Here is a 13,776-nt window from a genome sequence, read left to right on the forward strand (position 1 = left end):
GAATCCCGCTTTCATCATGAGGCAGCCGGCGCGCCCGAAGACCGATGCGCCAGCCGTGCTCTTTCAAAATAAAACCGCTCGAAGCCGCCGTGTCGATCCCAAGTCAGGCGGGAAAGGACCGTGGTCGATTCGGCGATCCACCCTGCGCTATTCGTCTTCGACAAACGCATTCACGGCAAGCGACACAATGCCGCAGCACAGACCGCCGACGACCCATGCCATCCAGAAGAGATTCGACTTCCAATCGACATCGTCGGGGTCAATCCCCTGGGCAAGCGGCAAGAACAGCATCACAAGACCGGCGATGCTGGCGACGATCATGATGATGCCGCACAAATTGCCCGTCAGGCGCTGCTTGCGCGTCTTGATTCCGTGAGCTGCGAGCAGCGCCTTCTTACGCTCTTCGTCAACGGCGGCTTTCGTGATGTCTTCGAGCTCCAATTCGTCAATCGCATTCTGGTTATATTCGGTTAGATTCGTTCGCGAATACATCATGCTCGTATTCACGATGACCCATACTGCAACGGCCACGAGCGCAGTCAGGACCGCTGCGCCCACATTTTCATATCCGGTCTTATCGGTAGAAATCATAATCAGCACGCCGAGGAATATGATGCCGACGCTTGCGACGATGGAAATGCCGCACCGCTGTCTTGCTTGGGTTTTCTGCTCGACGGTGTAGAAATCCTCGATATAAGGGTGCGCTTTCACGAAAGATGAATGACGCATTCCCGCGGGAACCAAGAAGGCAAGTCCCGCCAGGATACCGGCGAACAGCCCTGCGATCGAAAGCACGTCGCCATCGCGCAAGACGCCCGTAGGGCCTCCGTCGAAAAAGACGGTCCAGGCGACGCCGAGCACGATGCATGCGATGCCCGTAGGAACCTGCACGGAAAACGCACGCATATGATCGTCGTAACCGCAAACGTCGGTCGTCGGGCCGCATGGCATCACGGCCGGCATTGCGGCATCCGATTCGCAGCGTGAGGACAAATCGCCCTGCACCAAATCATCGAGCGTGCATTCGAACAGCGCGCACATTTTCAAAAGCTTGTCCATTTCGGGATAGCTTCTCTCGGATTCCCACTTCGTGACCGACTGACGCGATACGCCGAGCAGCATAGCAAGCTGCTCCTGGGTCATATTGCGCGAGGCGCGCAAATAAAGAAGGTTGTCTCGAAAACTCATAGCGATGCCTTTCCTGAATGTCGGCGAAGCATTTTGCATGCATCGAACGCTTCGGATTGAAAATGCCTTGCAAGACGTCTTACGGGAGCGAATATACGATGGCATCATGTCGCAATCCACCAACCAGCGGCTTCATTTTACGGCATCGCAATGCGCCTTATGGTTGCAAATCGCAGGTCAGAAAGGTATGCAAGAAGATTATCGGATACAAGCCCGTTCGCAAGGCTTCTGTGGAAATAGGGAAGACCGCCACGGCGGTGCTATGATAGAAAGCCGCTTTGCGCCGATTGGCGCACATCGAAGCATCCGGCCGAAAGGAATCCGTGGAAAACCTCGCATTCAGCCTCAACGCGACGATGCCGGTATTCCTGCTTATGGTCCTCGGCATGGTCTTGCGTCGCATGCGCGTGATCGACGACGCGTTCGCGGCGCGCCTCAACGCATTCGTGTTCCACGTGGCGCTGCCCGTCCTTTTGTTCAGCGACATGGCCGCGATCGATTTCGACGGAGGATGGAACGGCTCGTTCGTCGCATCCTGCTTCGCGTTGACGGTCGCATGCATCGCCGTTTCGGTCATCCTGTCGTTTTTCGTTCCGCACAAGCCTGATCGCGGCGAATTCGTCCAGGCGTCGTATCGCAGCAGCGCCGCCTTGCTCGGCATCGCGCTCATGCAGAACATGTACGGCTCGTCTTCGATGGCCGCGCTCATGATCGTCGGCGCCGTGCCGCTCTACAACGTGGCCGCCGTCATCGCTCTCGTATTCACGGCTCCGCATCCAGGCGAAGAAAGCGCCTCGATGCGTACACGCCTGGCAGGATCTTTGCGCGGCATAATCACCAACCCTATCATCATCGGCATCGCCGCAGGCTTTCTCTGGGCGGCGCTTCGCCTACCCATGCCGCAGATCGCGGCGAACGTGATCGGCAGCGTCGGCGGGCTCGCTGCGCCGCTCGGACTCATGGCCATGGGGGCCATGTTCGACCTGCGCCGCGCTTCGGGGCGTCTGCGTCCGGCGTTCGGCGCCAGCGCCGTCAAGCTCATCGGCCTCGCGGCATTGCTGCTTCCCGTCGCCGCCGCGATGGGCATGCGCGGAGAGGAGCTGGCCACCGTCGCGGTCATGCTCGGTTCGCCTACCACGGTCAGCTGCTTCGTCATGGCGCGCTCGATGGGCCATGACGGCGTGCTTTCCTCGACGGCCGTCATGGCGACGACCCTCGGCAGCGCCTTCACGCTCACGGCATGGCTTTTCGTCCTGAAGACGATGGGGCTGATATAGAGTGCGAGATGACAGCGCAAACGAAGTCGCCTCTTACGGCTTCGGCATAGCGGAGCCTGTCCCTTTCGGACCCCTTGAAGCGCCTTTCGGAACGCATCGAATCGCCCATCAGGGAATACGCGGCGGAACGATCTTTTCCCGCGAATCAAGCCTTGAAAACCAAAAAAGAGCCATCTTTATTGCTGACCTGCACAAATACTATTTCTAGTTCGATTCAATAAGAATTCACAATATCTTGTGCCTAAATGGCGTATCATGGATGAACCAATCACAACGGCATGTTCGGCGCCGGGCCTTATCGAAGACCCGGCGCCGAACATTGCATAGAGGAAATATTGGCCATCGCAGAGAGGGAATCGCACCGATGAAGATCATCAAGCGCAGCGGGTCGGAAGCCGTCTTCGACATCGAGAAAATCATCAACGCCATCAAGGGCGCCAATGCCGACGTCGCCGAGGGCGAACGCATGACCGATGTCGAAATCGCCGAAGCCGCCGCTCGCGTCGAAGCCCTGTGCGAAGCCGCCGGCCATGCCGTCTCCGTCGAGGAGATCCAGGACATGGTGGAAAACGAAATCATGGCCCTTGGTCGATTCTCGCTCGCCCGCGCCTACATCATCTACCGTTACGTGCAAAGCCTCAAACGCGTCGCCAACACGACCGACGACAAGATCTTGTCGCTGATCGAATGCAATAACGAGGAAGTGAAGCAGGAGAACTCCAACAAGAACCCCACCGTGAACTCCGTGCAACGCGACTACATGGCGGGCGAGGTGTCCAAAGACCTCGCCATGCGCATTTTGCTGCCGCAAGACGTCGTAAAGGCCCACGAAGAGGGTATCATCCACTTCCACGACTCCGATTACTTCGCCCAGCACATGCACAACTGCGACCTGGTGAACCTCGAAGACATGCTGCAGAACGGCACGGTCATCTCCGGCACGCTGATCGAGCGCCCGCACAGCTTCAGCACCGCCTGCAATATCGCCACGCAGATCATCGCCCAGGTCGCGTCCTGCCAGTACGGCGGACAGTCCATCTCGCTGACGCACCTGGCGCCGTTCGTCGACGTCAGCCGCCAGAAGATCCGCCGCCAGGTGGTCGCCGAGCTCAATGCCGTCGGCGTCGAGCCTTCCCCCGAGCAGCTGGCCGAAATCGTCGAGAACCGCTTGCGCGACGAAATCCGCCGCGGCGTGCAGACCATCCAGTACCAGGTGGTCACGCTCATGACCACGAACGGCCAGGCTCCGTTCGTCACCGTGTTCATGTATCTCAACGAGGCGCGCTCCGAGGCCGAGAAGCACGACCTGGCCATGGTGGTCGAAGAGGTCCTGCGTCAGCGCTACGAAGGCGTCAAGAACGAAGCCGGCGTCTGGATCACGCCCGCATTCCCCAAGCTGATCTACGTGCTCGAAGAGGACAACATCACCGAAGACGCTCCGTATTACTACCTCACCAAGCTCGCCGCCAAGTGCACGGCGAAGCGCATGGTGCCCGATTACATCTCCGAGAAGAAGATGCGCGAGCTCAAGCTTTCCAAGGGCGAAGAGCCCGGCCAGGGCGATTGCTACACCTGCATGGGCTGCCGCAGCTTCCTCACGCCCGACCGTTCCGGCAACGGCTTCGACAACGTGGCCAACGCGGGCAACTACGAGCCCGACAAGCCGAAGTACTACGGCCGCTTCAACCAGGGTGTCGTGACCATCAACCTGGTGGACGTAGCGTGCTCGTCCGGAAAGGACGAAGAGAAGTTCTGGCGGATCTTCGACGAACGCCTCGAGCTGTGCCACAAGGCCCTGATGTGCCGCCACGACCGCCTGAAAGGCACCTTGTCCGACGCCGCCCCCATCCTGTGGCAGTACGGCGCGCTGGCGCGCCTCGAAAAGGGCGAGCCGATCGACAAGCTGCTCTACGGCGGCTATTCCACCATTTCGCTCGGCTACGCGGGCCTGTACGAGTGCGTCAAGTACATGACGGGCAAAAGCCACACCGACGCGGCGGCGACTCCGTTCGCCATGGCGGTCATGCAGCACATGAACGACAAGTGCGCCGAATGGAAGGCCGAAAGCGATATCGACTTCTCGCTCTACGGCACGCCGCTCGAATCCACCACGTACAAGTTCTCGAAAGCGCTGCAGCGCCGCTTCGGCCTGATCGAGGGCATCACCGACAAGGGCTATATCACCAATAGCTACCATGTCCACGTCAGCGAGGAGATCGACGCCTTCACGAAGCTGAAGTTCGAAAGCGAGTTCCAGCGCCTTTCGCCGGGCGGCGCCATCTCCTACGTCGAGGTGCCCAACATGCAGGACAACCTGCAGGCCGTCATTCGCGTGCTTCAGTACATCTACGACAACATCATGTACGCGGAGCTCAATACGAAGAGCGACTACTGCCAGAAGTGCGGATTCGACGGCGAAATAAAGATCGTCGACGATGACAACAAGCTGGTTTGGGAGTGCCCGCACTGCGGAAATCGCGACCAGGACACGCTCAACGTCGCCCGCCGCACCTGCGGCTACATCGGAACGCAGTTCTGGAACCAGGGCCGCACCGAGGAAATCCGCGACCGCGTCCTGCATCTGTAGGCCATAATCCCGGTGCACGGCGGCACCGGCGAAAACCCGCCGACCATACCGAACCAACTATGCAGAAAGCCACGTTCAGTGGCTTTCTGCATGTGCGTGACCGCAGCTGCCTACAAACGAAAAGCTCGGCCTTGCCCGAACATGCATCGGGGTCTTCTGCAGAACCATCTGCCCGAAAGAGGTTGTAAAGTGAATTACTCGACGATCAAATACTGCGATATCGCCAACGGCGAAGGAGTGCGCACGACCCTGTTCGTCTCCGGCTGCCGCAGGCGCTGCCCGTTCTGCTTCAACGAGGAGGCGTGGAGCTTCGCCGCCGGCAGGCTTTTCGACGACGAGACGCAAAATGCCATTCTCGCAAGCCTCGAACCCGCCTATATCGACGGCCTTTCCGTGCTCGGCGGCGAACCCATGGAGCCCGAAAACCAGCGCGGACTCGTTTCGTTTCTCGAAACCGTGAAAGCGCGCTATCCCGAAAAAAGCATCTGGTGCTACACGGGCGATACCTACGAAGAACTCGTATCGGGACCCAAGCGCACCGAAGATACCGAGCGCCTGCTCGCATCCATCGATGTCCTCGTGGACGGTCCGTTCATCCAGGAACTCAAAGACATCACGCTGCGCTTTCGCGGCTCGTCCAATCAGCGCATCATCGACATGGCCGCGACGCGGGCGGCGGGCAAGGTGGTCCTGTGGGCCGACGACCCCGTGTTCGCCACGCACACGATGGATTAGCGGAAAATCAGCGCGCCTTTTCAACAGGGCGTTTTCGACCGTGCCGCTCCGGAATCGCACGGCCGCGCGCGTCGGTACAATCTTCGTCGGCCGTATAAGCGACGCGTGGCGGCGACGTGAAAAACCAAGCGCTTTTTCGCTCGCGTATGCCGCATGGCCTATAATTCTCGTCATTCACCGAACCGGCTCTAAGGAGGCATCCGCCGCATGACGCGCAAACAGAACTTCATCGTGCGCATCACGAACGAATGGTGGAACCGCCTTTTGGGGGCGGTGTCCGAAGGGTCGCTGAGCGAGCAGGAAGAGCAGTACGCATCGCATCGCACCCGCCGCGACTTCGTCTGCACGACGCTCGGCGTGGGGGCGTGGGGCATGGTATTCCCGCTTCTGACGATCGTCGTGACCCAGCTGGTCGGAGCCGAGCAGGCAGGCATGTTCTCGATGGCCTTCATCACGGGCCTCGTGCTCATGTTCCTCGGCAACTACGGCGTGCGCACGTTTCAGGTATCCGACCTAGACGAACGCTATTCGTTTTCCGACTACCAGGTCAACCGCGTCGTAACCTGCATCATCATGCTTCTCATAGGAGCGCTCTACTGCTTCGCGCGCGGCTACGACGGCCAGATGTTCACCATCTGCATGGGCGTTTACTTCTACAAGATGGTCGATGCGCTCGCCGATGTCTACGAAGGCCGCCTGCAACAAGCCGACAAAATGTATCTGGCGGGCCTTTCGCAGGCGATCCGCTCGGTCGCCGTGGTCATCGTGTTCTCGCTTTTGCTCCTGGTCACGCGCAACCTGGCCATCGCCTCGGTCGCCATGGCCGTCGTGTCGCTCCTGTCGTTTTTCGTGCTCACGTTCCCGCTGGCCCTGTTCGAAACGCCCAAGTCGCGCCGCTGGAGCCCGATGGCCGTCATCGAGCTGCTCAAGCAGTGCTTCCCGCTGTTCGTCGCGCTGTTCCTGTTCAATCTGATCGAGAACATGCCGAAGTTCGTCATGGAGGGCATGCTGCCCTATGACAACCAGCTCTATTTCAACGCGCTCTATTTCCCGGCGCAAGGCATCCTGCTCACCATCAGCATGCTCTACAAGCCGCTGCTCATCCGCCTGGCGGAAGTATGGGCCGACCCCGCGCGCCGCAAGCGCTTCGACCTGGCTATTCTGGCGATCGTCGCGATCACGGTGGTGCTGACGGGCGGCGTGATGGCCGTCATGGGTTGGATCGGCATTCCCATCATGAGCTTCCTCTACGGCATCGACTTCGAACCGTTCCGCGGGCTCGCCTTCGTCATGATCGCCGCAGGCGGCGTGACCGCCGTGATCGACTTCCTGTACCAGGCGATCACCGTGCTGCGACGCCAGAAAGACGTCACCAAGCTCTATCTGCTCACGTTCGGCTTCTCCATTTTCGTGCCGCTTCTGCTGATCGGGTTCACGGGCCTTGCGGGCGCCGTGCTTTCGTACCTGATCGTGATGTGCATCCTGCTTTCGCTTTTGGTGATGGAATACGTCTCCATCAGAATGGACCTGCGCCGCCGCTTCATGGCCATGCGCGCAGAGGGCGACGCCGCTTGCGGACGCGGCGCCGGACACCATGCTTCCGCGGATGCCACGGAAGAAATCCGCATCGACCGCATGCCTGACGATGCGCAAGCGGGCGCTTCGATGCCGGTCGAAGCGATGGAAACCGTTCGCTTCGACATGGCGCCTGACGCACGGACCTATGATGCCGAATACGACCCGGCCCGCACCGCCGCGATGCCCGGCCGCCATGGAGGCGAGGGCGCGCCCGCGCATGAGACGACGCGCATCAAAGGGGTCGTGCCCGTGGACGGCAAGCCCGTGGCGAAGCTTTCGGATTCGCGCCAAGCTGCGGCGCGGTCGATGACCCGTATGCAGCGATCGCGCCGCAGCGGCGCGGCAGGCAAACCGACGAGAAGCCATGCGCACGACACCGAGCGCATGCAGCGCCAGGAACCGCCTCGTGAGGCGCAAGAACGCGCACGCCTGGAGCGCGAGCGCGATTTCTTGCGCGGCGGCACGCAAGACCTGGGCGACATACGCACCCGTCCGCTTCGTTCAGACGACACGAAACGACGCCCGCGCCCTTAAAACGAAGAGCCCATCGCAGACTCCTCAGCTGCGATGGGCTCTTTTTTATGGCTGCGAAAGTGCGTCGACGCCGATGCGGGCTTGGCGAACACGACTTCGTCCGCTAAGCCTCGAAACACGGCAAGGTAATCGTAGCCCGAGCGCCGCGCGCGGTGTTATCGAGGGCCAAGGTTCCGCCGCATGCACGGACGCGCTCCGAAGCGATGGCGAGGCCGAGGCCGTGATGCCCGTCGCGCATGCGGGCGGCATCGTCGCGATAAAATCGCTCGGAGGCATGGGCGAGCGCCGATTCGGAAAAGCCGGGGCCTTCGTCTTCCACCGAGATTTCAAGACGACCCGCAACGTCGCTCGATGCATCCGCCGCACGCTCCGATGCGTAGCGGCAGCGCATCGTCACCGGGGATGCGCCGTATTCGAACGCGTTATCCACGAGGTTCGAAACGGCCTGGACGATATCGGCATCTATCCGCACGAAAACATCCGAGGGAACCCCTTCGATTGACGCGTCGAACGACGATCCGCGCGCGGAGGCCAAGGCCTTCGCCTCACGAACGGCTTCGTCGCACAGCCCTCGCGCGCACGCCACGCGACGGCCCTCGGGATGCGCGCCGCCCGACGAGCGCGTGACATCGATGATGCGTCCGATGAAATCCTCCATGTCGCACGCCGCATCGCCGATAAAGCGCGCGGAAGCCGCCTGTTCTTCGTCGAGGGACGATTCGAGCAGCAGGTCGGCATTGCCGCGCACGATGGTCAACGGCGTTTTCAGGTCATGGGCGAGCGACGAAAGGGCGTCGCGCTGAGCCTGCTCGGCCGCCCATTGCGCCTCGAGCGACGTTTTGAGCGACTTCCGCATATCGTCGACCGCGTCCAGCACGTCGTTGGCTTCGCGCACGCTGCCGTTGATCACCTCGAAATCGAGTTCGCGATCGCCGATGCGATGGGCCGCGTCGACAAGAGGGGAAAGGGCGCGCCGCATCATATGCGACGCACGCATCGCGATGAGCGCGACCATCGCCACGAACAGGCAGGCGCCGACCGCCAATATGAAGCCTTGCGGATCGGGCAGGCGGTCGCGCAGCGTCTTCGAAGCGAAGTCGGGATTGAAATCGTAAACGAGAACACAGACGGAGCCGTCCTCAAGCATCGCACGCGCCGCATAGACGGGAGAGGCGAACGGCGACGAATACACCACGGAGTCTATGCCGCCATCCTGCAGGAATTCTTTCGCCAAGCCTTCGGAGCGCGCGTCGAAATCGCCGTCGACAAGACGCCCGGATTCGTCGAAAACGCCCCAGCGGTAACATGAGGGGATATCGTCGGCCGATGCCGTACCGCGCTCTTCGATGGCGCCGACCATCGCATCGCGATTGATGCTCGCGTAATTGCCGGGGTACAGCGCGCCCGAATCGACGGCGACGATAATGAGCGACACCACGGCGCCTGCCAAGAACAGCGCCCCGAACAGGACATAAGCGAAATATCGAACGATGAACAAAGAGAACGGCATGCCGCGACGGCGCTCGGCTCCGCGCTTGCCGAATGTTTTCAAGCGGTCCATTTGTATCCAATCCCCCAAACAGTTTCGATCGGAGCGACGCCCGCCGATTTCAGCTTTGTGCGGGCGTTGCCCACATGTACGGCCACGGTGGAAACGTCGCTTTGCGCATCCCACCCCGCCACGGCCTCGAGGATCTGCGCCTTCGAAAACACCTGGCCGGGATGCTTCGCCAGATGCTCGCATATCGCGTATTCCCACTTCGTCAGCTTGATAGGCGCGTCATGCACGTACAGCTGCTTTGCGGCCAGGTCGATCCTTATGCCGTCGAAGGTCAACGCAGCATGGCGTTCGCGTTTCTCGCGCCTCAGGTGAGCGGCCACCTTCGCACGCAGTTCGGCCGCCCCGAACGGCTTGCGCATGTAATCGTCGGCACCCACGGACAGACCGGTCACCGCATCGTTTTCCTCGCTTTTCGCGGTCAAAAACACGATGGGGCAATCGATGCGCTCGCGCGCGGAGGCCACGAATTCGAAGCCGTCGATGCCCGGCATCATCACATCGCACAAGATAAGGTCGAAGCGAGAGAAGTCGAGCGCGAGCGCCTTTTCGGCGTTTTCCACGGCGACCACCTCGTGTCCGTCTTTCTTCAAAATGGCGACGAGCAGGGAAAGGACGGCGGGCTCGTCGTCGATTGCAAGAATCTTTGCCATATCCGATTCGCTCCTTTCGATAGCGCGGCGCGCGGCGCATCGCGCGCGCCGCTCGATATTGCGCAAGACGCCGGATGCGGCGGCAACGACGCATCGCATTGCGAAGGCCTATGCGCCCCCGGCAGAATCCGACACGGGGAGGCACTCGAGCGATTCAGCATATTCCCAGGTCTGAATGCTCGACCCCTTCGCGACCATTGCAAGGAAGGGTTCGGTTTCATCGAGCATTGTACCGAACGAAACCAGCACGACGCGTCGTTCGTTCCCTTCGGCATCATGCGCCTGGACCTCGTAGACGTAGTTCTCATACGCGCCCGTCGCATCATCGTAGACCTGGAAGTAGCTTTGCGCATCGGGCGTTTCGGCATATAGAACCGCCGGGGCGCTCCAGGGCGCGATGCGGTCGACGACGCTTTTCACGAGCCAGGCATCGCGGCTTTGCACGATCCAGGCCGACCCCGCGACGCAGACGGCGACGATCGCGGCCGCCACGGCGATCGCGGCGGCCGTTTTTCCTCTTATCATGGTTTTCGCCTCCTATTCTTTCGTCCGGCGCGCATCTTCGAAACGAGACACGTACGCCGCCCATACCGCGGCGATAAGCACCGTGCCGGCCACGCACAGCGTAATGCTCGCCTGCGCGTTCGATACAAGCGCCTCGAGCATTCCGGCCGCACCGGGAGCGCAGCCGGCGGCGGCCAAGGGAGCTTCGACGCTCAACGACGCGAGACGCGCCGGCCAGGTAAAGGGCACCGCCATAAGGGCGAGCGGCGCCACCGATGCGCTCATCGTGCCTGTGACCAGGCCGTTTCCAAGGCCGCCAAGCGATGCGAGAGCCGTCATGAATCCAAGCGCCCCGAGCGCGATGGCGGCATTGCGGCCCCATCGCAGCGCCACGACGATCGCAATGGCGTACAGCGCCGCCGAAGCGCCCGTCAACGCGACGAACGACAGCGCCACAATTCCTGCCGAAGGAACGGGCTTGCCCGCAAGCGCCACGGCGCCGACGAACAGCAGGATCGCGCACAAACAGGCGAGCGAGCCCATTGCAAGCAAAACGACCCCCTTCGCACAAAACGCCTTGCAACGCGACGGGTGGCCCGAAAGGTTCGCGTAATCGCCGGCATCGCGCTCGGCCTCAAGCGATAACCCGCATGAAATACCTGCAAGCAGCGACGCGCCGGCGCCGAGAAGCTGCACGAACGCATCGTAGGCGAGCAGCGAATCCCACGGAGTCGCCGCGAAATACAAGCCTGCCGCAAGCCCGACAGCCGCAGCGATCGCCGCATGCAACACCACGAGAGGGGAGCGGCGGACGCGAAGCAACTCGGAGCGCGCCATCGCCATGAAGGCGGTGCGGCGCGCGCCTTCGAAACCGTTGGCCCGATCCATCATCAACGCACCTCCTGTCGAGCAAACCACGCCGCGCCTGCGGCGACGAGCAACACGCCGAACACTGCCGAAACGGCCAACGCGACGAACCAAACCGCATCGATGACGCCGTATATCTCGCCCGGCATAAGCGGCACACCCGATGGCGCCACGCCGGCGAACGGAGAGCACAGGCGCATGGCGGCGGCCGGCGGCAAAAGCCACCATAAGCCGCTTCCGTACAACGCGATGCCTACGCCAAGCTGCACTAGAAGCGGCGCGGCTATTCCCGCCAGCATGCCGAATCGCGCCGTCAGGAAAAGACCCGCAGGAACCATCCAGAGCGACGACACGCTCAAAAGAACGACCATACACGCGCTTGCGAGAAGCCCGGCTGCATCACCCCCGAGCGCATCGATTGCGACCGATACCGTCGCCACGACAAGATTGGCCGCCGCGACCAGCATGAACGCATACGCTGATTTCGCGCCCCAGACGCTGCAAAGGCTTACAGGCGAGCTCATGACGCCATGGAATTTCTGGCGCGCATCGATGCCCGCCACACTCGCCGTAATAAGCGCCACAGCCACCGGCAACAGCAACGTATACCACCAGCACCAGCCATACGTGTTGAATCCCACACCGCCAGGACCGTGTCCTTGAGTGACAAGCCCCGAGCTCATCAGGCCCAAAACACAGAGAGGAAGCGGGGCGATAAGTGCTACCTTGCGCGCGCCCGCACGCTTGCCTTTCGCCACCTCGGCCGCAAGCGCCGCCTTGAAGCCGCGCAAGGGCCGCTCCTGAAGCTGGGAGGCCTCGGCATGAACGCATCGCCCGTCGAACGTCATCGCACGCCTCCCTTCATCGAGCCTTCGCTGGAAGGCGAAGCGCCGCGGCATACGTCCATGAACAGCTTCTCCAAATCCATGCCGTCTTCGAAATCGCCCTCGAACGCAAGCCTGCCTTGCACGATGATGCCCACGCGGTCGGCCACATGGGCTACTTCGGCAAGAATATGACTCGACACCACCACGGTGATGCCGGCCTGAGCGAACGAGCGGATCTGCGCGCGCAGATCCTCGATGCCGATGGGGTCGAGACCGTTGGCAGGTTCGTCGAGCACGAGCAATTTCGGTTGCGCGAGCAGCGCAAGGGCGATGCCAAGACGCTGCTTCATGCCGAGGGAGAAGCTGCCCGCACGCTTCGACCCGGTATCGGTCAACCCGACCGTTTGAAGAACGTCGTGAATGCGCGATTCATCGACACCGAACAACATCGCCCGCACCCTCAGATTCTCATGCGCGGTCAGGTTAGGATACAAAGGCGGCGTTTCGATAAGCGATCCTATGTCGTACAGGTCGTCGCGTCGCCATGCGTGGCCGTCAAAGATGATTTCGCCCGATGTAGGACGCAGCATGCCGGTCACCATCTTGAGCAAGGTCGATTTCCCCGCGCCGTTAGGGCCGAGCAGTCCGTAGACGCGGCCCGCCTCCACATGCATATCCACGGCATCGACCGCGGTCTGCGCACGGTCACCGCAGCCGAACGTCTTGGTGAGAGCTTTCGTTTCCAAAAGGCACTCCATGCCGAACTCCTTTCGTTCCATCTTTCGGATTCCTTCGATTCATCCAGCATGGACGACGTTTCTAAAGAAACTTGAAAGACGGAAAAGAAATCGCGGCGGCCGGCCTTTCTATGCTTCGCCGGTCCCGTTCGACGAACGCTCCCGCATATGCAACGAGGCCCCCGGCATGCCGGAGGCCTCGTTTTCAGGATGCTTTCAATGGCAGCGAACGGCTATTCGCCCCGTTTCTCATCCTCGTCGTCGTGGAAAAGCAGGTCGAACGCGTAGCGCATGATGCTCGAACGGCGAATGACGCCCACGAGCCTGCCGTGCTCATCGATCACGGGAAGCTTCTTGAACTTCTTCTTCGCCAGCGTATCGGCCACGCGGCCGATGCTTTGGCTTTCCGTCACGCACAGCACCTTGCGCGCGGCAAGCTCCATCACGTTGCGGTCTTTGAGCGAAAGGACCTTCTGCTCGATCGTTTCGTCGTCGTAGTAGAGCATGGTGGGAGCGCCGCCCGAGAAGATCGAACGCGTCTTGTGCTCGGCGATGGCGCGCATGATGTCGCCGTCGCTGATGAAGCCCACGACGCGATTGCCCTCGTCGACCACCGGCAGGCTGCTCACGCCGAGGTCGATGAGGCTTTTCGTCACGTCTTTCAACGTGTCCTGAGCAGAGCACGAGTACGCATCGCGCTCCATGATAGAACCGACCGTCGTCGTATTCAT

At 61.2% G+C, this 13,776-nt stretch carries 12 protein-coding genes; 4 read left to right on the forward strand and 8 right to left on the reverse strand.

Translation table 11 applies throughout. From position 1 onward, the window contains the following. Window positions 1-147: 147 nt before the first annotated feature. Complete coding sequence (locus DMP07_RS01090) at window positions 148-1,188, reverse strand: helix-turn-helix transcriptional regulator (protein WP_123197314.1); 1,041 nt, start codon at window positions 1,186-1,188, stop codon at window positions 148-150. 323 nt (window positions 1,189-1,511) lie between these two features. Here DMP07_RS01090 and DMP07_RS01095 point away from each other — a divergent pair, with 323 nt between their 5' ends. The 4 genes from DMP07_RS01095 (at window position 1,512) to DMP07_RS01110 (ending at window position 7,899) form a co-directional block, all read left to right on the forward strand. Further along, window positions 1,512-2,465 carry an AEC family transporter gene (locus DMP07_RS01095; RefSeq protein WP_123197315.1) on the forward strand — a complete coding sequence of 318 codons (954 nt, stop codon included), beginning with the start codon at window positions 1,512-1,514 and terminating at the stop codon, window positions 2,463-2,465. A 364-nt stretch (window positions 2,466-2,829) separates the two neighbouring features. Further along, on the forward strand, window positions 2,830-5,052 hold the full coding sequence (nrdD, locus tag DMP07_RS01100; protein WP_123197316.1) for an anaerobic ribonucleoside-triphosphate reductase: 2,223 nt from the start codon (window positions 2,830-2,832) through the stop codon (window positions 5,050-5,052). 189 nt (window positions 5,053-5,241) lie between these two features. Continuing rightward, window positions 5,242-5,787 carry an anaerobic ribonucleoside-triphosphate reductase activating protein gene (gene nrdG, locus DMP07_RS01105; protein ID WP_244594804.1) on the forward strand — a complete coding sequence of 182 codons (546 nt, stop codon included), beginning with the start codon at window positions 5,242-5,244 and terminating at the stop codon, window positions 5,785-5,787. Window positions 5,788-5,994: 207 nt separating this feature from the next. Further along, window positions 5,995-7,899, forward strand: a complete 1,905-nt coding sequence (locus DMP07_RS01110; protein WP_123197318.1) for a lipopolysaccharide biosynthesis protein — start codon at window positions 5,995-5,997, stop codon at window positions 7,897-7,899. 103 nt (window positions 7,900-8,002) lie between these two features. Here the strand turns inward: DMP07_RS01110 and DMP07_RS01115 are convergent, their stop codons facing one another. From DMP07_RS01115 to DMP07_RS01145, 7 genes are all read right to left on the reverse strand, one after another. Further along, window positions 8,003-9,460 carry a sensor histidine kinase gene (locus DMP07_RS01115; RefSeq protein WP_123197319.1) on the reverse strand — a complete coding sequence of 486 codons (1,458 nt, stop codon included), beginning with the start codon at window positions 9,458-9,460 and terminating at the stop codon, window positions 8,003-8,005. Then, window positions 9,448-10,110, reverse strand: coding sequence for a response regulator transcription factor (locus DMP07_RS01120; RefSeq protein ID WP_123197594.1), 663 nt, complete (start codon window positions 10,108-10,110; stop codon window positions 9,448-9,450). Before DMP07_RS01120 ends, DMP07_RS01115 begins: the two co-directional genes overlap by 13 nt. Before the next feature lie 108 nt (window positions 10,111-10,218). Continuing rightward, complete coding sequence (locus tag DMP07_RS01125; protein ID WP_123197320.1) at window positions 10,219-10,635, reverse strand: YxeA family protein; 417 nt, start codon at window positions 10,633-10,635, stop codon at window positions 10,219-10,221. Between the two features lie 12 nt (window positions 10,636-10,647). Continuing rightward, window positions 10,648-11,505: an ABC-2 family transporter permease gene (locus DMP07_RS01130; RefSeq protein WP_123197321.1), complete on the reverse strand. Its 858-nt coding sequence runs from the start codon at window positions 11,503-11,505 to the stop codon at window positions 10,648-10,650. After that, window positions 11,505-12,329 carry a lantibiotic immunity ABC transporter MutE/EpiE family permease subunit gene (locus DMP07_RS01135; RefSeq protein WP_244594805.1) on the reverse strand — a complete coding sequence of 275 codons (825 nt, stop codon included), beginning with the start codon at window positions 12,327-12,329 and terminating at the stop codon, window positions 11,505-11,507. The genes DMP07_RS01130 and DMP07_RS01135 overlap by 1 nt, the downstream gene beginning before the upstream one ends. Continuing rightward, a complete protein-coding gene (locus DMP07_RS01140; protein WP_123197596.1) occupies window positions 12,326-13,066 on the reverse strand; it encodes a lantibiotic protection ABC transporter ATP-binding protein in 741 nt (246 codons plus the stop codon). Before DMP07_RS01140 ends, DMP07_RS01135 begins: the two co-directional genes overlap by 4 nt. A gap of 212 nt (window positions 13,067-13,278) precedes the next feature. Next, on the reverse strand, window positions 13,279-13,776 hold the full coding sequence (locus DMP07_RS01145) for a CBS domain-containing protein (RefSeq protein ID WP_123197322.1): 498 nt from the start codon (window positions 13,774-13,776) through the stop codon (window positions 13,279-13,281).

Origin of the sequence: Slackia faecicanis (assembly GCF_003725295.1) — a bacterium.
GTDB classification, from domain to species: Bacteria; Actinomycetota; Coriobacteriia; order Coriobacteriales; family Eggerthellaceae; genus Slackia; species Slackia faecicanis.